The 19797-nt window shown below is 60.9% G+C and carries 16 protein-coding genes; 6 read left to right on the top strand and 10 right to left on the bottom strand.

The genetic code is table 11. The features are described from left to right. Window positions 1-43 precede the first annotated feature (43 nt). Complete coding sequence (locus NIM87_RS02345; RefSeq protein ID WP_254673016.1) at window positions 44-1426, bottom strand: MFS transporter; 1383 nt, start codon at window positions 1424-1426, stop codon at window positions 44-46. A gap of 193 nt (window positions 1427-1619) precedes the next feature. Between NIM87_RS02345 and NIM87_RS02340 the strand changes: the two genes are divergently transcribed. The 5 genes from NIM87_RS02340 (at window position 1620) to NIM87_RS18690 (ending at window position 8323) form a co-directional block, all read left to right on the top strand. Beyond that, complete coding sequence (locus NIM87_RS02340; RefSeq protein WP_254673015.1) at window positions 1620-4256, top strand: ATP-binding protein; 2637 nt, start codon at window positions 1620-1622, stop codon at window positions 4254-4256. A gap of 327 nt (window positions 4257-4583) precedes the next feature. After that, window positions 4584-5981 carry a glucose/sorbosone family PQQ-dependent dehydrogenase gene (locus NIM87_RS02335; protein WP_254673014.1) on the top strand — a complete coding sequence of 466 codons (1398 nt, stop codon included), beginning with the start codon at window positions 4584-4586 and terminating at the stop codon, window positions 5979-5981. A gap of 83 nt (window positions 5982-6064) precedes the next feature. Further along, window positions 6065-6505 (top strand): OsmC family protein, encoded by a 441-nt coding sequence (locus NIM87_RS02330; RefSeq protein WP_254673013.1) that lies wholly within the window; start codon window positions 6065-6067, stop codon window positions 6503-6505. Window position 6506: 1 nt separating this feature from the next. Next, complete coding sequence (locus tag NIM87_RS02325) at window positions 6507-7301, top strand: SDR family NAD(P)-dependent oxidoreductase (protein WP_254673012.1); 795 nt, start codon at window positions 6507-6509, stop codon at window positions 7299-7301. Window positions 7302-7393: 92 nt separating this feature from the next. After that, complete coding sequence (locus NIM87_RS18690; RefSeq protein ID WP_254673011.1) at window positions 7394-8323, top strand: helix-turn-helix domain-containing protein; 930 nt, start codon at window positions 7394-7396, stop codon at window positions 8321-8323. Window positions 8324-8515: 192 nt separating this feature from the next. Here the strand turns inward: NIM87_RS18690 and NIM87_RS02315 are convergent, their stop codons facing one another. Beyond that, window positions 8516-9262, bottom strand: coding sequence for an isochorismatase family protein (locus NIM87_RS02315; protein ID WP_332017501.1), 747 nt, complete (start codon window positions 9260-9262; stop codon window positions 8516-8518). Between the two features lie 639 nt (window positions 9263-9901). Between NIM87_RS02315 and NIM87_RS02310 the strand changes: the two genes are divergently transcribed. Then, window positions 9902-10471: a helix-turn-helix domain-containing protein gene (locus NIM87_RS02310; protein ID WP_254673010.1), complete on the top strand. Its 570-nt coding sequence runs from the start codon at window positions 9902-9904 to the stop codon at window positions 10469-10471. Window positions 10472-10499: 28 nt separating this feature from the next. Here NIM87_RS02310 and NIM87_RS02305 read toward each other — a convergent pair whose 3' ends face one another. The 8 genes from NIM87_RS02305 to NIM87_RS18685 form a co-directional block, all read right to left on the bottom strand. Then, a complete protein-coding gene (locus tag NIM87_RS02305; RefSeq protein WP_254673009.1) occupies window positions 10500-11540 on the bottom strand; it encodes a maleylacetate reductase in 1041 nt (346 codons plus the stop codon). A gap of 40 nt (window positions 11541-11580) precedes the next feature. Continuing rightward, window positions 11581-12516, bottom strand: coding sequence for a VOC family protein (locus NIM87_RS02300; RefSeq protein WP_254673008.1), 936 nt, complete (start codon window positions 12514-12516; stop codon window positions 11581-11583). A gap of 205 nt (window positions 12517-12721) precedes the next feature. After that, on the bottom strand, window positions 12722-13138 hold the full coding sequence (locus tag NIM87_RS02295; protein ID WP_254673007.1) for a hypothetical protein: 417 nt from the start codon (window positions 13136-13138) through the stop codon (window positions 12722-12724). 130 nt (window positions 13139-13268) lie between these two features. Further along, entirely contained in the window at window positions 13269-15794 is a 2526-nt protein-coding gene (locus NIM87_RS02290; protein WP_254673006.1) for a PAS domain-containing sensor histidine kinase, read from the bottom strand. Continuing rightward, entirely contained in the window at window positions 15748-16179 is a 432-nt protein-coding gene (locus tag NIM87_RS02285) for a response regulator transcription factor (RefSeq protein ID WP_254673005.1), read from the bottom strand. The genes NIM87_RS02290 and NIM87_RS02285 overlap by 47 nt, the downstream gene beginning before the upstream one ends. A gap of 61 nt (window positions 16180-16240) precedes the next feature. Next, window positions 16241-17122 carry a response regulator transcription factor gene (locus NIM87_RS02280; RefSeq protein WP_332017500.1) on the bottom strand — a complete coding sequence of 294 codons (882 nt, stop codon included), beginning with the start codon at window positions 17120-17122 and terminating at the stop codon, window positions 16241-16243. A 261-nt stretch (window positions 17123-17383) separates the two neighbouring features. Beyond that, the gene (locus NIM87_RS02275) at window positions 17384-17665 is read right to left on the bottom strand and encodes a hypothetical protein (protein ID WP_254673004.1); all 282 of its coding nucleotides are present in this window, start codon (window positions 17663-17665) and stop codon (window positions 17384-17386) included. 751 nt (window positions 17666-18416) lie between these two features. Continuing rightward, on the bottom strand, window positions 18417-19682 hold the full coding sequence (locus tag NIM87_RS18685; RefSeq protein WP_254673003.1) for an O-antigen ligase family protein: 1266 nt from the start codon (window positions 19680-19682) through the stop codon (window positions 18417-18419). Window positions 19683-19797: the final 115 nt, after the last annotated feature.

Genomic DNA, 19797 nt, shown 5'->3' with positions numbered 1-19797 from the left:
CAATGTTCTGGCCCCCAACTTGGGAGCAGCGGTGAGCACCGGATCACTCCACGGCCTGGCCTGCTCGTCCATTGGGTGCCACTGCGACGAGCAAGATCCCGATGATCAGACTTGCGATCATGACCGCAAACATGGGCCAGACGCCGTGTGTCTTCATCAGAGGCAGCAGGACGAGGGGGGCCAGCGCCGATGCGACACGATTAACGGACCACGCGGCGGTGGAGGTTCGGGCCCGCCATGAGGTTGGAAACAGTTCCGCCGCGTAAGTTGTCATCGTGGGCAGATAGAGCATCGCCAGGAGCTGAACCGCCACTCCTGACGCCACCAGCCAGATCGGATCAAAGCTTGCGGCGAACACGGCTGTGGCGGCGATCATGCCGAGCGCGAAGCCAATCAGGGCGAAACGGCGTTCGAAGCGGTCGACGAAGAAGGCGCCTATGATTGTGCCAACAGCGGGGCCGAACATCGAGACGCCGACATAGAGCAGGCTGTCGGAAAGGGCGAACCCCTTTTCAATCAGAACCGCACCCATCAGAAGTGGGAACGCCACGGTCGCCCAGGGGGTCAAGAAATAGATGGCAGCCACTAGGCCGAACCGTTTCAATTGCGGCCTCGAACCGCCCAAATGGAAAGAGCTCTGCGAAGGTTCTCTGGAGACCGGCCGATTTGTCGGGGAATCGGCGATGACATGCGTTGACCGCTCAAAGCGAGCCACGGCGCGATTGGCCTCGAGGGTGCGTCCGCGCGCCGATAGCCATCTCGGCGACTCAGGCAACAGCCCATAGCCGATGGCGGTCAGCAGTGAGCCAGCCCCACCCAGCACGAACGCCCACCGCCACGCCTCTATGCCGAAGGGTTGGCTCTCGGTCAGCGCGCGCACCAGGAATATCATCGCCACGGGACCCAGGCCTGCAATGCCGGCCGTCATGGTGATGAGCATGCCACGTTTGCCCGGCGGCATCAGGTCGGCGAGAAACGCCATCATTAGCGGCGGATAAGCTCCCAGGGCCAAGCCCGAGAGTACGCGCCAGAAGATGAGGCTGTTGATGTCGGGGCTAGCGGCCGCGGCCATAGACGTCGCGCTGAGCACCAGAAGGATCGAGATCAGCACGCCCCTGCGCCCAAAGCGGTCGGCGAGCCATCCCGAAAGCAGCGCGCCGGGTATGGCGCCGATATACATGGCGGAAAGCAACCAAGAGAGCTGGATGGGTTCAACGGAATAGGGTGCAGTGCTGAACACGGCAGACAGGACGTTGCCCAAGGCAACTTCCATCAAGTCGAAAGCAAATCCCAGTGCTGCCATGCCCACGATGCCCAGATGGAGCCAGGTCAGAGGCAGCCGATCCATCCTCTGTGCTACAGTCCCGCGTTCCACTGCGTCCGTATTGGATTGTTCAGGATTGCCCAGACCGACCATCACCGACATGTTTCTGCTCCCTGTCGTCTAAATCCCAGGTTCGCAATCTAACCGCGTCGGCGCCGGCCTCGGCGTTAAGAGTTGTTAAGCGGGCCTGCGATGGCGTGGCCTTAACATCGTTTTGCACGCATCGGGACCGATCGCCCACTAATCTGGTCGCCCATGGCCTCTCGAAGTGTTGGGACATCGGTTGATTGATTCATTGCCAGTCGTAGTGCAGTTCGGTCCATTCATCCTCGATCTTGAAGCACGTACCCTTCGCGACCGGGACGTGGAACTGCGTCTTGGCGCGCGTGCCCTCGACCTGCTGATCGCCCTCGTGAGGCGTGCAGGGGAGCTGGTGACGCACCAGGATTTGCTGCTGAGTGCCTGGAACGAGATCAATATCGACGAGTCGAGCCTGCGCGTGCACATGAGTGCCCTGCGCAAGGCCCTTGGAGACGGACAGTCGGGCGCCCGCTACATCATCAATGAACATGGACGCGGGTATCGGTTTGTCGGGCGAACGGAGCGGCGTTCCATGGATGCGAGGCCGGCCAAGGCGCTTGCTCCTCCCCATGCCCTGCCGGCCCAGATCGTGCGCATGCTCGGGCGCGAGGATGCGGTCCGTTCCCTTTCAGCGGCGATGCAGAGGTCCCGCCTCGTGACGATTGCAGGCCCGGGCGGCATTGGCAAAAGCACGCTGGCCATCGCCTGGGCAGAACGCCATGCCGAAAATTTTCGGGACGGGGTGAGATTCATCGACCTTTTGCCGATCAACAACGTCGAATCGGCGGTCCGCTGGATCTCGGCCGTACTCGGCGTCACCTCATCCGGCGCGACCAACCCGCAACAGCTTGCCGCTACGGTGCAAGGGGGGGAAATGCTGATCGTGCTCGATAATTGCGAGCACCTCATCGATTTTGTGACCGAGCTGGTCGAGGCGCTGCTGGCCGGCGCGCCTGAGGTCCACGTTCTTGCCACCAGCCGGGAAACCCTGCGGGCCAGCGGCGAAACGCTCTATAGACTTGCAGGGCTGACCTATCCCGATGAGACGCCGCGCAGCATCGGCGAAGCGGCCCTCTATCCGGCGGTGGAACTTTTCATAGAACGTGCCACGGCAAGCGCACCGGCTCTCCAATTGACCGAAGGCGAGGCCGGTATCGTCGCCGATATTTGCCGCCGTCTGGACGGAATTCCGCTGGCAATTGAGCTTGCTGCCGGCTGGATTGACGTGGTGGGGATCCACGACCTGGCCAGTCAGTTGGACATTACCCTGCTTTCCCAACTGGAGGGACGCCGAACCGCGAGCCCGCGACATCGAAGCCTCGCGGCGACGCTGGAATGGAGCTATGCGGCCCTGGACGAAGATGCCCGGCGCGTGCTGGATCGCTTTTCCGTGTTCCAGACGCGGTTCACCCTGGCGAGCGCCACCGCAGTTGCCAGCGGCGATGGGTTGCGAGACGACGACGTCCTTCGCTGCATCGCGACATTGGCGCGCAAGTCACTGATTCAGGTCGATATCTCTGGCGAGGTCGTCCACTACCGCCTGCTGGAGACAACCAAGGCCCATGCGCTGGAACGCCTGGCGCAATCGGGCAGCGAGGACGCGGTCCGCAGTCGACATGCGCGCCATTGCTGCGACCTTCTCGAAGGCGCAGCAGACGACATGCTGACCATGGGCTGGACGGACTGGCTGGGACGCTATGCCGGGATCATGGGGGACACGAGAGCTGCGCTGGATTGGGCCTTTTCTCCGTCGGGAGACCCGGATCTCGGTGTTCGGTTGACCCTGCGGTCCCTGCCGTTCGGCCAGCAGTTCCCACTCACCTCGGAGTATCTCAAGCACATCGAGACGGCTCTCGCCCATTCGCCCTCTGGCCGCGCGGAATCGGAATTGGATGCCCTGAAGCTGGGCTATGCACGGGCCATGCTGATATCGAACATCTCCGGGGACATTGCCCCGTTCAGTTCGGTAGCCCAGCGCTGGCGCGCCCTGGAAGGCGAGACGGGAGCGGCCATTCCCGACGGCATTACTGCCCAGTTCGGAGCCGCCATTACATCGGGCGACTATCCCGAAACGCTCAGGGCTGCCTTGCGCATGGAGGAAGTCGCCAACGCCGACAGAGCGCCGGAAGTCAAATTGGCGGGCATGCGCATGAGGGCACAGGCGGAGCACTTTCTTGGCCGGCATGATTACGCTGAACAGCTTGCCCGCACGGTTCTTGCTGCACCTTTCGAATTCCTGCCTCTTACGCAAACCAGCCACCGCGTCTCCATGCGGATCGTGCTGTCGCGGATCGCCTTTCTGAGGGGCGAGAACGAAGAGGCGCGCATTTTGGTGGAAGAGGCCCTCTACTATGCGGGCGCCAACCCCAGTGCGGTCTGCCAGACCCTTGGCATGGCGGGCGTACCGCTGGGCTTTTGGATCGATGAGCTCGACTATGCCGAAAGATCCATGTCGCGGATGGCCGAGGTCGCTTCCCGAGCCGGTCTGACCTTCTGGGAAGACTGGCTTGCAGCATTCAGTGCCGCACTGAATCTCAAACGCCACGGCATCGAACAACCGATGCCCGCGCTCGATTATCCGGCGAAGGTTGTCGATCTGCTTCCTACCTTGCACCAGAATCTTGTGGGGCAGGCAGCCGTTGATCGCGTCGAAAGACAGATTGTTGGCTGGAACGGTCCGGAAGTGCTGAGGGCCAGTGCACTCAAGCTACGGGATCGGCGGGAAATGATTGACGGTGTCGGCAATGCTCTGAAGTTGGCGCAACGGCAGGGCGCAGTTGCGTGGTCGCGCCGCGCTCAGGCGTCACTTGACGAGCTGATTGGGTCCTCAACAGCTCGGGTGCCCGGCTGAAATCAACATTGCGGCGTTCCGGCTGTTCTAGATCTGGAGCTATTGCCGTTCGGTAGGCGGCTGACAACCTCGTAAGTGCAGTCGTCTCAACTCTCGCTGCAAACGCTCCATTCCGGCATGCTTCAATTTCCGAGATTAAAGTAAATGTATATCATAACAGAATTCCTATCATTAGGATTTCGGCTTCGCAAATATTTACGCCTGAATTGTTTCTAGCGATTATTAATTGCTCACGTTCTTACATGGCATAATCATTCAATATCTTGGGTTGGGTGATCGATACCTTTTCTGCGCCGGGACTGTCCGGCAGCAGCTAGAGGATCCGACATGCTGAGAAAATCAATCCTTTTCGCTTCCTGCGCGATGGTGGCGTCGCCCGTTTTGGCGGAGGAAGCGTCATTCCCTGTGGGCCTGGATTTCAGTGCTGCGGTGGTGGCGACGGGTCTGGAGTTCCCCTGGGAGGTCACACTTGGCCCCGACGAACATCTCTGGGTCACTGAGCGCGCCGGAAAGCGGGTTACCCGGATAGATCCCGATTCGGGCGAGAAATCGACATTGGTCACCATCGACGAAGTCCTGGTCGGCCCTCAGCATGAAGGGCTACTGGGGCTGGCTCTGCACCCTCAATTTCTCGACGGCAGCGGGAATGACTTTGCCTATGTCGTCTACACATACGACGCGGACCCCGCAGAGGGCGAAACGGCTCTCGACCGACGCGCCAAGCTGGTGCGGCTCACCTACGACGAGGCAGCCGGGACACTTGTCGAGCCGCTCGATTTGATGTCGGGGATTCCTGCCGGCAATGATCATAATGCTGGACGCCTGCAATTCGGTCCGGACGGGAAGCTCTACTATACGACCGGCGAACAGGGCGCCAACCAGTTCGGCAACTTCTGCCTACCGATCAACTCGCAGGTCCTGCCCACTGAAGCCCAGGTGTCTGCCGCCGACTGGTCGTCCTATTCGGGTAAGATACTCAGGGTGAATTCTGATGGTTCGATCCCGGACGACAATCCCACAATCGACGGTGTTCGCAGCCACATCTTCAGCTATGGCCATCGCAATCCACAAGCCATCGTCTTCGGGCCTGGGGGACTGTATGAAGCAGAGCAGGGCCCCAAGAGCGACGACGAAATCAACCTGATAGTGGCCGGGGGCAACTACGGGTGGCCGCACGTCTCCGGCTTCCAGGACGACTTGGCCTATGTCTATGGCAACTGGTCCGCGGCCCCAGACTGCTCCAGCCTGACCTTCAGCGATTTCGAGATTCCGGAGGCAGTACCCCAGACGAGCGAGACCAGCTGGTCGCACCCCGACTACCGTGAGCCGCTGAAAACTCTGTGGACCGTGCCCAACGGGTATAATTTCGACGATGCCGCCTGTGATGGATTGGCCTTTATCTGTTGGCCCACCATCGCTCCGCCGAGCGTTGACTACTATCCCGCCGATGGCGCCATCCCGAGGCTGCGGAATTCTCTTGTCGCCACCAGCCTCAAGAATGGCTCCCTTTACGTGTTCCCCTTGACCAAGGACGGGCTGCACACGCGCGGAGACGTAGCCCAGCTCTTTCAATCGGAAAACCGCTACCGCGATCTGGCGATCAGCGGCGACACCCGCACCATTTACGTGAGCACTGATACGGCCGGCATTGTGCGAAGCGCCGACGGCAACGTCGTTCAGGAACTGTCGCAGCCGGGCGCGATCCTAGCCTTCACCTACAATTGAAAGTCGTCTGACAGGGCGCCGGCATTCCGACGCCCTGCAATTCATCCATTTCTCGCCGCCTGAGCGGCTGATCGGAGACTGAAATGAAAATCACCCGACATGCTTCCGCCCGTTGGAGCGGGACCCTTCGCGAGGGGAAAGGCGCAATTTCCACGGAAAGTGGCGCACTCATCGATAAGTATTATGGTTTCCGCACCCGCTTCGAGGGTGAATCCGGTACCAATCCGGAAGAACTTCTCGGTGCCGCTCATGCGGGCTGCTTCACAATGGCCTTGTCTTTGGTTCTCGGCGAGGCGGGACTGACCGCCGAACGCCTGACGACAAAAGCCGACGTGACCCTTGAACAGAGCAATGGGCAGTTCAGCATCACGGCAGTTCACCTCGACATCGAGGCCAGTGTGCCTGTAGTGGATGCGCCGACGTTCTTGCGGCTTGCCGAGACAGCGAAGGCAACCTGTCCACTCTCGAAGGTGATCCGGGCACCGGTCACGCTCTCCGCACGACTTGCAAACGATGAGGCCTGAAATGTCCGCCAAAACCCTGGCATTGGTAACCGGTGCCTCTTCGGGCATCGGCCGGCTCTACGCCGAGCGTCTGGCCGCGCGCGGGCACGATCTGATCCTGGTCGGCCGCAACCAGCGGCAGCTGCAGCAAGCGGCCGCCGACTTCCTGATACGCTATGGCGCCACCTGCGAAGTGCTTGCCGCGGACCTTTCACGAAGGGACCAACTGCACCTGGTTGAGCAGCGGCTGACGGAGGACGATCACATTGCCCTTCTGGTCAACAGCGCGGGCCTGGTATCAGGCGGCCCGCTGGGGGCGGCCGACGCGGACGCGCTGACCACCATGCTCGATGTCAATGTCGTCGCGCTGACCCGTCTCTGCTCCGCTGCCGCGCGTAGTTTCGGGCAGCAGCGGCGGGGCGCCATTGTAAACTTCAGCTCGGCCATGGCGTTTTTCGACACTGCGCGATCCGGCGCCTATGCCGCCTCGAAAGCGTTTGTGCTCAGCATGTCGTACTCCCTGGACCTTGAGCTGCGCGACAAGGGCGTTCGGGTGCAGGTGGTGCTGCCCGGCTATACCAGGACACCCATGTTGGGCGATAATCACGGCCTCGCGGCCGATATGCTGATGGAGGTCGAGACGCTGGTCGATGCAGCTCTGGCCGGCTTTGATAAGGGTGAGTTCGTGACGATTCCCTCCCTGGAAGACCTCGGCTACCTAGCACGCTGGGAGGAGGCGCGGACGGCCATGCGGCCGCACCTGTCCCTTCGCGATGCAGCGAGCCGCTATCGTCGACCGGCGACCCCAACTGCATGAGGATACTGCTTTTTTTGGGCTCCGCATTCATCCTTCCGGCTGATAGTCTGTGCACTTCAGGCTAGGCCGGTTATGGGGTTGGAGGCCGGGAAGTGGACAGCAAGAATGTCGGCGGAGCCCTGCCGCCCTTTGTCAAGCTCATCCGGGCCGGATCGCTTCTGGCTCTGCACTGTGACGCCAGCGACCCAGAGGTGTGTGGCCGCGAGCCTTTCGCGGTGCCGTCGTTCGGACTTGGCGATGGCTATATGCTTGTGGTCCATCTCGCACCGCTTACTGGCGCTGATATCTGGCGGAATGGTCGACCCCTCGGCAGGATCACGGGCGACGTGGGGAGTGTTCAGTTCTTTGATCTTCTCCATACCTGGCGCGCGGTCATAACGCCCCCCTTCAACTCGGTGAATATCCGCCTGCATAGGCAGTTGCTTGACGACATCGCCACGGAGGCGGGCAGCCCAATCGACTGTCTCGATCTGCCGCGGATCGAAGATCCGCAAGTCGACCCAGCCATCCATGCGATGGCGCAGGCCTTGTTGCCCTCATTCCAGAGGTCGACAGAAATGACCACGCTTTTTGCGGAGCGTCTCATATCGGCATTGGCGATCCATCTGGTCGACAACTATCGTGGGCCGCGTCGGTCTGCCGCCGGACCGGCAGAAGGCTTGGCGCACTGGCAGCAACGGCGTGCCGCCGACATGATCCTCGACAATATCCGTACCGATATCGCGTTGATCGACCTCGCCAAGGCCTGCAATCTGTCACCAAGCCACTTTGCAAAAGCGTTCCGGGTGTCCTTTGGGCTTCCTCCCCACCGTTGGATGACCCAGGAGCGGCTGCGCCTGGCCCGAGAAGCAATGCTGAACGGCAATAGCACGCTCAGTGATATTGCCATCGCAAGCGGCTTCTATGACCAAAGCCATCTTACCCGCGCATTCCGCAGCTTCATGGGGATGACCCCAGGGGCCTGGCGCAGGATGCAGGGCGTAGCTTCTTCGCGCAGCGGGCCGAGGCCGGACGACACGTAGCGACGCGTTTTCGGCTCCGGTCAGCGATAATCGGACGCGTGAAGGGCAGGGGCGCCGGATGTCCGGCCGCAGCAAAGACGTGCCCTTGCTAGAGTGGGTGGTGACGCCAAGGCCACCGTGCGATGTTGGGCAAGTGTGACGCCCAGAAGTGCTGCACGCGGTTGCGAAACCGCGTGCAGCGGTAGCCGTACTTTACTTCGTTGCAGCTTCCTGAGCTCGCCCGTAGCTTTCGGCGACGGCCTGATATTCAGGGACCAGTTCGCCATACAGAGAACCCCAGGTCGCCGCATCCTCGCGGTTCCAGGTCCGATGGGATTCACTGAGGATTGTGTTGGTCGTTACCGGCTGAATGCCCGCATTCGCCATACGCAGCATCGCCGCATCAGATGCCATCTTGCTCACGTCGCCCGAGGCATCCATCACCGCGAACACCTTGTAGCCGTCGGCCTGAGCCTGAAGCGCCGGGAAGGCCACACAGACGCTGGTCCAGACACCCGCCATGATCAGCGTCTTGCGGCCGGTGGCCTCGACAGCCTTGACGAAGTCTTCGTTGTCCCAGGAGCTGACCTCGCCCTTGCGTCCCACATAGATGGCATTCGGAGCCGCTTCGGTCAGCTCCGGCATAATCGGCCCGTTCGGACCATCGGGTTCGGAGGCGGTATAGATGATCGGAATGCCGGCCTGTTCTGCGATCTTGGCCAAGGCGACGGTGTTGGCCCGCAATGTCGCGACGTCAATGTCATTGACGGTCTGGAACAGGCCGGTCTGGTGGTCAAGCAGCAGAAGGACAGCGTCGTTCGGGTCCATAAGTGCGTCGAAAGCTGCCGGTGTTGGCTGGCGTGAAAGCCCTGGGATTGTCGGCGTCTGGGCGGCTTCCTGCGCCTGGACGAAGCCGACCCCAGCGACCGGCTGCATGAGCAGCGCAGCGGCGGTAGCCACGACCATAAGCCCCCTGGTCAAGTGTTTAACCACCACACGTGGATCGAAGTACAGTTCAACGTCAACTGACGTTACTGGTGCATTCCGCAGCGGCACGAGAGTAGTTGCGCGCGGCGAGAAATATGGTCTTGCAAACATTTCAGATCTCCACATCGCCGGGTTTAATGCCCGGTGTCGTGGAGATTAGGTCCGCATGTGGGGGCGGTATTGTATCCTCGTGCTTCGAAGCGCTGATTGCCGCTGCAACACTATTGCCCTGAAGAATTTGCACTTCGGGGGCAGGGTGGCACTGCAAGAGGTGACTTGTCGCCGAGGTGAATTTCGCAGAGCTGGCTGCCAGCGCAGCAGCGACCCTATCGAAGTTGGTCGCTATGCTTAGCCCCGAGCACTTCACTCGCCTTCATCCGACCGCATCGAAGCGACCACAGAGCACGTCCCCGTTGGCGGGAAAGGCTGCGCCCGAGCCGCGCTTGACGTGTGAATAGTTGTGAATGCCGACCAATGCGGCGACCTCAGAGGCAGGCGACTGCAACTCTTAACATGTCGTGCCTCCCAGGCCATCTTTTCGCAACCATTAACTCGCGGTGGGCTCCCTGAGTGGCCACGATTGTACCCGTCGAAAATCCGATGGAGGTACTAATGAGCGGCGTTCAGGCACTTGCAACCAACCTTATTCCTCGATTCCAGGCGCCGCCGCCGCGTATTCACCCGTTCTCTGACGTAGTCGCGCCGGCTGACAGGGCACACGAGAATGATGCCGCCGACCCGGCACGACCGCTCATCGCCAAGGGTGGGCTCACGCCGGTGCAGCTCAAGCGAGTGGAGCGCTTCGTTGAAGAAAACTACGTTCGCCCCATTCAGGTTCGCGATCTTGCGACCGTCAGCAATCTCAGCCTTAGTTACTTCAGCCGGGCGTTCACGAGGTCGGTCGGGTTCTCGCCCCACTTAATGTTGAACCGGTATCGCATCATGCAGGCGGCGCGACTGATGCTGGCCTCCGACGAACCGCTTGTCGATATCGCTCTCGCCTGCGGACTTTGCGATCAAGCACACCTTTCGCGGCTGTTCCGCAAGTTTGTCGGGGCGTCTCCAGCTCATTGGCGCCAGGCAAACGCCGCGTGCTTGCGGGACCAGAGTAGGGAGATCCCGTGGGCGGCCGCGAACGAAAGATCGGTTTGGCAGGCGGCGAGCCAGGGGCGACAAGGATAGGCCAATCAGATAGGCCCCGGCGACGTCGTCAGTCGCCGAGAGCCTCCTCCAGCAAGGCGACGATTTCAGCCTCGCTGTACGGTCTTGGATTCGCACCGCGGCTTTCTACGACCAGCCTTGCTGCTTCGTGGATGCCGTCTCGCGGCATGCCGATCTCCGACAATGTCGTTGGCAGGCCTAACGCATCGGCAAGGCAGGCCAGGCCGACCGAGGAGGTGTTTCTACCAAGCAGTTCCGCCGCTGGGGCAAGAGCTTCCATTGCAACAGGTTCGTTGAACTTGACCACGTGGGGCAACAGCACCGCATGAAGAGGCGCATGGGGCAGGTCGAACAGGCCGCCCAGGACGTGCGCCAGCTTGTGGTGAAGGCCCATTGTCCTGCCGGCGAGCACCCGCCCGGCCAGGTAGGCTCCATATTGTGCCTGTCGGCGGGCTTGAAGGTCCAAGGGGTCGCGCGCGATCGCGGGCAGCGCCTGGACAAGGTTGGCGATGGACGCGGTTGCCGTGGCATCCGCCTCGGGATAGCGGTCCGGGGCGTAGAGCGCTTCGACAGCATGCGCCAGGGCATTGAACCCACTGGCCATGCTGACGTCGCGGGGCAACGACAAGGTCAATCCAACGTCATAGATGACGGCATCCGGAACGACCCGGTCGTCCCGTCCCACGATTTTGCGACCCTTGTCGGTCTGCCCCAGGATCGGGGTCATCTCTGAGCCCGCATAAGTGGTCGGAATGGCGATGTGCCTTGCCCCCGTCGGCAAGCTGAGCGCCTTGCCCAGGCCAATGGTGGAACCGCCACCGATGCTGATGATCGCATCCGATCCGGCAAGCTGGCCTAGCGCCTGCCGCGTAACCTCTACCGGCGTGTGCACCTTGGCGCCGGCAAAGGTGGCGGCGTGCCGCGACCCCAACGCTTCGGAAACCGAGGCGGCGGAGGTCGCGTGGCTGCGTGTCGTCACGATACCGACCTTATGGGCGCCAAAGTCGTCCATCAGGTCCGGCAGCGCCGAGAGGTGGTCGACGTCGAAGAGAATGCGCTGCGCATAGGTTTGCAGTGTGAAGCTGTCCATCGAGCTTTCTCGGGATTTGGCCTGCGGTCCAGGGCGGGCCTCAGGCGGCATCGAGCGGCTGCAGGTGATGTTCCAACTGCTGCCGGAGATGCTCGTGCTGCACCGGCAACTTCAGTGCCTCTCCCAGATGGGCCGTGTCCTCGTCCCGGTCAAAGCCCGGCTCATTGGTGGCGATCTCAAACAGGACGCCACCTGGAGTCCGGAAGTAGATGGCCCAGAAATAGTCCCGGTCGATGACCGGGGTCACCTGGTAGCCCGTGTCCATCAAAGCCTTGCGAACCTCAAGCTGGTTGGCCCGGTCTTCAACCGCGAAAGCAATGTGATGCACGGAGCCTGCGCCCAACTGCCCGAAGCCCACTCCGGGCTGCGTTTCGATGTCGATGAAATCGGCACCGTTCCCCTGGGCAAGGCCCAGGCGTTTGACGCCATTGTCGCTGTCGACCTCTTCATACCCCATGAACTTGAGCAGTTCCTCGGTCGCACCGCCGTCGCGCAGGCGCAGCGAGGCCGAATGGAACCCGCGAATGGCTTCTTCAGCGCCAATGCCGCCTGCTGTCCAGGCGGCGCGCTGGTCGTCCGGCACTTCGACGAGCGAGAAGCTGTCGCCTTCCGGCCCGGTGAAGTTCAGCCGGGCCTGGCCGAAACTTTCATCCAGGGAAATGCCCGTCACGCCCTGTTCGGCAAGCCGCTCGGCCCAGAAGCCCAAAGTGCCGCGCGGGACAGAGAAAGCTGTGACGCCGACCTCACCGGTGCCGAACCGGCCGCGTGCGATATTGGGAAAAGGAAAGTAGGTCATCACCGAGCCCGGTGTGCCCACTTCGTCGCCATAGTAGAGGTGATAAACACTCGGCTCGTCGAAATTGACGGTCTGCTTGACTCGGCGCAAGCCGAGCTTCTTGGTGAAGAACTGGTTGTTGTTGCGTGCGTCCTTCGCCATGGAAGTCACATGGTGAAGCCCCTTTATCTGATTGAGCATCTCGGTCTCCTAAAGCTGGGTGGCGATCAACACCGCCGATCTGCCAGTGAAGATGGCCCTGAAGCTGGGTTCTGAGAACACTACCCAAGCGCCACGCACCGTTGCGAATTGTTGAACAACGACCGCTGAGACGGGAGGGAGCCGGTGCGTGGCCCTTTGGAGGCAGTCTCACCGCCATTTTCTCGCAATCAATTGGCGTTCGTTGTCAGGTCGTCGAATTGGGCGTGCGGCAGACCTCCGGTGGAGTCTCGATACCGGCGGGCAGGCCTTGGACGCCCGGTATTGCCTCAGGCAGCTTGACTGGCCGCACTTCAGCGAACGGCCGGCCTGCGTCCGGCGGGTCTGCGCCTTCCGGGCAATTGCCCGGCGAAGATCCAGGTCGTTCTTCTACGATGAGAAGCAAGATGGAGAGTGCGGAAGCCAGGAGCGTAGCGCTGGTGATTTGAACCAATTTGATCTCCTTCACCTCGCGGCTCCCCTGCGCCGCCAACAACGCGCTGGGAATTTTCGTGGTGATCGCGGGTTCACTTGGATTCCGCTCTGCGTGAAATTTGGCGTGCAGCTGGTCAAAATAGGCGGCCGACGCGGCGCCGTTAATGTCAAAAGGTTCGGCGCTATCCAACTTACCATTTCCTCGTTTTGCGGTCTTTCCAACCTGACGAGAGAAGCTTAGGACCGACGTTGTCGACGGGGCATTCGGCTTGAAGTGTGGGACGACCACACCTTGGTATGACCTCCCCATACCTTCGGTTTCAGCTGGCGACCGGCAGCCGCACCCTGAAGCACGCGCCGATCTCGGTCGGCACGAGATCGATCGTACCGCCGAAGGACTCCACGATCGTCCGGCATATCGGCAGGCCGATCCCCATGCCCGTCGGCTTCGTCGTGAAGAAGCTGTCGAATATGTGCTCGGCGGTAGCCGGTGGAATGCCGGGTCCGTTGTCGGCAACCAGGATCTCGATGTCCCGACCGTCGCCGGGCCTGGCGCTGACCGATATGCGCCTCTCGGGCTTATCCGTCGCCGCCATGGCCTGCACCGCGTTGACGACCAGGTTGACGATCACTTGCTGAAGCTGAATGGCATCGCCCATCACCGGGGCCAGGTCGGCCGCGACCGACATGTGAAGGCTCGCATTCTTCGACAGCACTTCATGTTCAAGGAAGGTCACCGAATCCTTGACCACCTCCTCGATCTGAACGACTGAGTGGGTCGGCGAGGCTGGCATGGCCATCTGGCGAATTCGACCGATGATACCGGCGGCCCTTTGCGTGTCGGCAATGATGCGGCCGTTCAGTTCCCTGACCTTGTCCAGGTCCACCCCATTCCGGTCGAGGTATCGGCGGTTGGCCTCACCAAGCGTGGTGATCGCCGCGAGGGGCTGGTTCAATTCGTGGGCAATGGACGCGGTCAACTCCCCCAACATCGACACACGCGACGCATGGGCCATCTCATCCCGCACGCGAGCCAATTCCGCGCGCGCAGCTACCTTTTCCGAAATGTCCACGATGCCGACGAGCACATGGTTCGGATCGGTAATCTCGGGCATTTCCCAAGACGTAAACAGGGCGTCGAATACTGTGCCGTCGAGACGTCGCACTCTCGTCTCAGCTTCGAATTTATCGTGCTTGAGGACGGATGTATGCTGGACAGCCTTGAGAAAGAGGTGATGGCTCTCGGGTGGCCAGAAGCGGCCGAGGTCGACGCGGATTGCTTCCTGGGACTCGGCGCCGAACAGGTCGAGGGTCTTTTGGTTGACTTCGACCACCTTGACCTTGCTCATCATCGTCGTGACGAAATCGGGATTGTCTCTCCAGTAGGAGAACAGGTCCCGCAACAAGCCCTGCTGGACGAGGTTGTACACATAGGCCTTCATGTCGCGGAAATCGAGTTCCCAGATGCCCAGCGCCATGGCTTCGAAGAGTTTTCTGGACCGATACTCGCTCTCGGCGAGCCGCCTTTCGGCCTGGCGGCGTTCGGTGATATCGGTGACAGACAAGACCGCAATGCCGATCTCGCGCATATGCGGCGGCGATGCGGCGGAGAACAACACATCCACTTCTCGGCCATCCGGCGTCCGAAGCCTCGTCTCCCGGTCCGACCAGTCGAACCCTTGGAAGCCGGCATTCAGGGCGCCGAGAAACGCAGCCTTGCTCTTGTCCGGCCAGAACCGAGACACAGGCAGCCCGATCAGATCCTTTCTTGAGGCAACGCCCATCATATCAACCGTACGCTCGTTCACGTCGCTAACGGTGATCAACTGCAGGGCGTCTTCGACGAAGTTCGGATCACGGGCAGCATGGTGCACCAGGTCATCGACCCCTTTGTCCCGTAGCAAGGCCAGGCGCTCATTCATGGCGCGCATGTCCAATTCCCAATAGGCGGCCGCCAAAGCCGGAAAGAGGCGTCGATAGCGATAGTCGCTACGCGCGACAGCCTGGTGCGCCCTCGTCCGGTCGGTGATCTCGCTGACCGCAACGACTAGGGTTCCGTCGACGGCGGCATGGGGCGCAAAATGAGCGGTAAAGAGGGCGTCGAACGTCCGGCCGTCCTTCGCGCGCAGCATGACTTCTGCAGCGGCTTCCTGGTTTCCGTCGACAAGGCCGATCACGCAGTCCGCGAAGAACCGGCGCGCGTCCTGCGGCCAGAGCTGCGACAGTTGTCCGTTCAGCAAGCGGGACTTTTCCGACCCATGCCACTCCACGGCCCGGTCGTTGGCGTCGATTACTGCTGTCACTTTCATCATCTCAGATATGACGGCAGGATTGTTGGCGAGGTAGCTGCTCAAATCCTTAACGCCGCCCGCCCTGATCGCATGGATCATTGGCAGTACGCGGGTGAAGTCGAGCCGCCAGAACGCTGCGGTGCCCGATTGGAAGAGAGAGCTCGCCAGATGCTGCGCACGGTCGAGCCTGATCTCGAGCTCCTTGTGGCGCGCCATATTGCGGCTGGTTTCATAGAGCTCGATAGTCTCGCCCGCGCGCCTTGCCCTCCAGGTCAGGGAAATCAGCAGGTCGTTGCCCTCGCGACTGCGCCGTTGTGCTTCGCCTGTCCAGAACCCCTGGTCGCGCACAATGTCGAGGATTTCACCGCGCGGCTGGGCTGTCTCGCATTGCAGCAGGTCAGGAATCGTCTGCCCGATCGCTTCCGCCGCCGTCCACCCGTAAAGCTCCCGGGCCCCCTGGTTCCAGCCGGTAATAATTTCGCCGGGGCTCGAAACGAGGACGCTGTCATCAATCAGGTCGATGAACCCGTTCAGATCCTGGATTGTCGCGCTCATTGCAGGTGTCATCGGTCAGCGCCTTGTGCAGCCATTCGAGAAGCGAGGCTGCTTCTATGGGCTTGCGTAACAGCGCGAAGGCACCGCAGGCTTGTGCCTTCGTGTCGAGATCGGCCTCGAGACGTCCGGTGATCAGGATGACGGGCACGCTTCGGTGGCCGCGGTCTATGGCCTCAATGAGTTCGAAGCCACTCAGGCCCGGCATTTGAACGTCGCTGATGACCACGTCGAACGTTGCCGTCTCATGTTCCGCCAGGAAAGCAACCGGTGAGTCGAACGCCACGGCTGGGAGGGCCTCAGCATCGAGCAACAGAAGCATGGCGGACCTGAAGCCGGCATCGTCATCCACGACAGCAATTTGGGCACTGGGGATCGTCGCATTCACTCGCCATCCCTCCGGATCATTCGTCGCGATCAGCGTCGCATGCTTGATCGCTTACATTCCATCATCCAGAGGTGTTACCGGATAGCTGATCCGCCGATCTATGGAGTGCCAGCATTTCCGCCATGCGAACCAGGTCGGCCAAGGTCCTGGCGCCCATCTTCTGCATGGCTGACCGGCGGTGAATCTTGACGGTGACCTCGCTGAGCGAGAGTTCCCCGGCCACTTGCTTGTTCATCTTGCCGGCCGTGACGAGGAACATAACTTGCTTTTCGCGTGTGGTGAGTTTCTCATGCTTGGCGCGTAGACCTGCACCAGCAGCGTCCTCCTCGCGGCGCCGCCTGTCGCGATCAAGTGCGACGTCGATAGCATCGAGAAGGTCCTGATCGCGAAAAGGTTTCGGTAGAAAATCGATCGCGCCTGCCTTCATCGCCCGCACAGACATTGGGATATCGCCGTGGCCCGTCATGAGGATCACCGGCAGTCGGACCCCGAGATCGACGAGGCGCTCCTGGAACGCCAGGCCATTGGTTCCGGGCAACCGGACGTCTAGTAGCAGACACCCGCCGCTGTCCGCTTCGCGGGAGATCAGGAATTCTTCCGTCGTACCATATGCTTGGGACTTAAGGCCGACGCTGTCCAACAAGGCCGTCAGGGCGGCCCTAAGCGAGGCGTCGTCGTCGACAATGTGTACGATCGGCATCGTCATCGAGCGGCGCTCAGGTTTGACAATGCTGGCCAACCAGAAGCGATCACCTTGTAGCCGTCGGCTCGGCAACACGACTTCAACCCTTCCCAGCTGCGTGAGTAACGCCACGCGCCTTGGCTTGGCCTGACCGTGATCGTCACCTGACACTGCCTCGTGTTTCGCATGCGGGAAAGTGAATTCCTCGCCTTTTGGTTCGAGCATCGCTTCTTCGGCATTGGGGTTATTGGACGAAACCATCGCGAACGGCACGACCGATGCGCAATTTCGCAAAGGCGCGCCTGCCTCAGCAGATAATGCACCTCACGGGCTTGGACGCTGATGATGGGAATGCAGCGGCGCGCCCACAGGTAACGGCTGTATTACCGGACGCCTGCAGTTCGGCCCCGACGGAAGGCGGCATTTCTTCCATGCAGCAGAAAGCGCTCGGCCCCTTGTGGGCCAGAATACCTTGAACAAAAGGAGCTCGGCGCCGGGACGCCGAGCTTGGTGGTGCAGGTGCTATCGTGCAGTCATGTTGACACGGGTGAGGTTCTTCCTCGGGTCAAAATACCGGAACTGCACGCTGCCGTCCTGTTCCACGACCGTCGCGACGATCAGCTCGCCCCACTCTTCCAGGCGCTCGACCTGAACGCCTTCCGCGGTTTCGATAGTGTCGACGACTGTCACAGCGCTGTGGCCGTGGAGGTCGTCCGCCTGCCAGGCATCCCAGTATGCCTGCGCAGGCAGTGCGAGAGCGAAAGTGGCCGCAGCGAGCAGACCGAAAGTGCGAAACATATTCATTTGGCATCTCCATGTTGGGGTCACCGCAGTGACCAGGACACGGTAGTCCTTCGATATGCCGCATGAACTTGTTCACACGTGTTGTTGGGCCAGACTTAGGGATGGGGTGGTTGTACTTAGGTTGGCCATGCGACTAGCGCCGGCGCTTGCGTCGCACTCGAAACTATCCAGCTGGAAGATTGAGCCTGGCCAGTTTGTCAAGCCGGAGGTGCGCGATGAGCGCTCTCTGTTTCCTTTAGTGCGCACCAGCGCCTTTCAACCCGCAATTTCCCATCGGCGGCTTTGACCGGCAGACGACAAACTCAGGAACTTGACCGAGGGACACGACGTAAAATGATTTCCGGCTCCAATGTGGTCGTTGCCTAATTCGGTAAGGCGCTCATAGGGCAAGATCCTATTGCATGAGAATAGCTAGGGCGGCAGAGGCCCTTCTAGTTTCAACTTTGGGCCGCTTAGGCTGTGGGCTGGTAGTTTGAAAGTTGAAACTATGCAGTCGGCACAACGGAACCTGCCGGCCTGTCACGCCGGAGGTCGCGGGTTCGAGCCCCGTCTCTCGCGCCACCCTTTCCCAGGGTTTGCGCACTTCTCCCCCCAAGTTTCAAATTATGGTTCGACCGCGTTTTGGCTTTTGAACGCGCTGCGTCCCTGACTCACGCTGTTGCGGGCATGCTGTCGGCATTGCCTGACCGTAACCCGCTGGGTTCTCTTGCTCAAAGTTCGCGCGGCCGTCGGTTCTGGAACCGCGTGCCAGCTAGATCAGCACCCCGGGCCTCGGTTTCTCGCCGGTTTGCTCCATCCCGATGGCCCCAGAGACGCCCCAGATCAGGCCCACCAGCAGGAACCAGTGACGCCAGTGGTCGGTGTCGATGATTGCTGACTCAAGGGCCAGGATGGAGAAGGTGGCAACGAGGGGAATCATCATGGGGCGATAGGCCGAGCGTCGCAGCAATCCCTTGACGCCAAGCCAGAGGGTCGAACCCACCAGCAGGAAATACAGGGCCCCGCCGCCCCAGCCATAGCTGAGCAGTACGTTGACATAGACGTTGTGCGGTTCCTCGGTGATCCGCAGGTTTCTGAATTCCACCGGCCCAATACCAAGCGGATTTTGCAGCGCCAGATCGAAGGCATAGCCCTGCCGGCCAAAGCGGCCAGATTCTCCCGTGTCGTAGTTTTGAACCTGCGTTCGGACCTCGAGCAGATCTGACACCGCTGGAATGCTCAGAAGACCGATCAGTGCAACCATCAGCAGCACAGATCCGACGAGCACGGTGATCATGATCCGAATCTTGATGCGATTGTTGGCTTCGAGGAAGTAGCTCAACGCCAGGACGATGAGCGAAGACGCTGCCAGATGGCCCCAGGCGCCTCGTGAGAAGCTGAGAAACACGCCAACAAACAGGATGCCATAGACAAGGATACCCAGCACCTGCTGCCGCCGATTGCCCAGTAGCACGCGCTGCAGGGCAAACATGGCGGGCAACACCAGGAAAGGGCCGAAGACATTTGGGTCCTTGAAGGTGCCTTTCGCGCGGCCATAGAGGGTCAGTATGTCCGAGCCCGGAATGAGGCCAAGATAGCCAAGCGTTCCCAAAAGGGCGCACAGCACCGCCGTGGCGGTATAGGCATTGATGACCAGCCGCATGCGCTTTTCGGTCGCTTCGGCGACATAATTGGCGAGAAAATAGCTAGTCAGCAGCAGGAACACGGTGACCACTGAAAACAGCAAGGCGTCCGTTGTTGGCGTGTAGCGCACCTGAAACGCAGCAATCAGCGCAAACGGAATGAAGCCCATCAGGATCGCCAGAAGGCCTGCGGCCGAGCGGTAGAGATGAATGTTTGCGGCGACCGCCAGCACAAGCACAGCCAGGAACGCAACTTCGTAAGGAGACGGCTCGATAAGAACCATTCCGCCGGCGAAGACCCACAGGCCCACTGTGAAGTTGAGCCACTTGGTCAGGCGCGAGCGCATGAACGCAAGACCTATCTGGGCCGACACTGGGGCAAGCTGATCGCTCACTGTCCGGGCTCGCTATGGCAGGTTTGGCCGCTGGCGTCCGCAACGTCGCTGGACTGGCCGCTTGGCGACCACAAGCCGCCGGTGCTCGCGCTGTCACTCCCAAGTGCACGGTCAG

Origin of the sequence: Devosia ureilytica, from assembly GCF_024273195.1 — a bacterium.
Lineage (GTDB): Bacteria > Pseudomonadota > Alphaproteobacteria > Rhizobiales > Devosiaceae > Devosia > Devosia ureilytica.
This window is presented reverse-complemented; position numbering and strand designations above follow the sequence as displayed.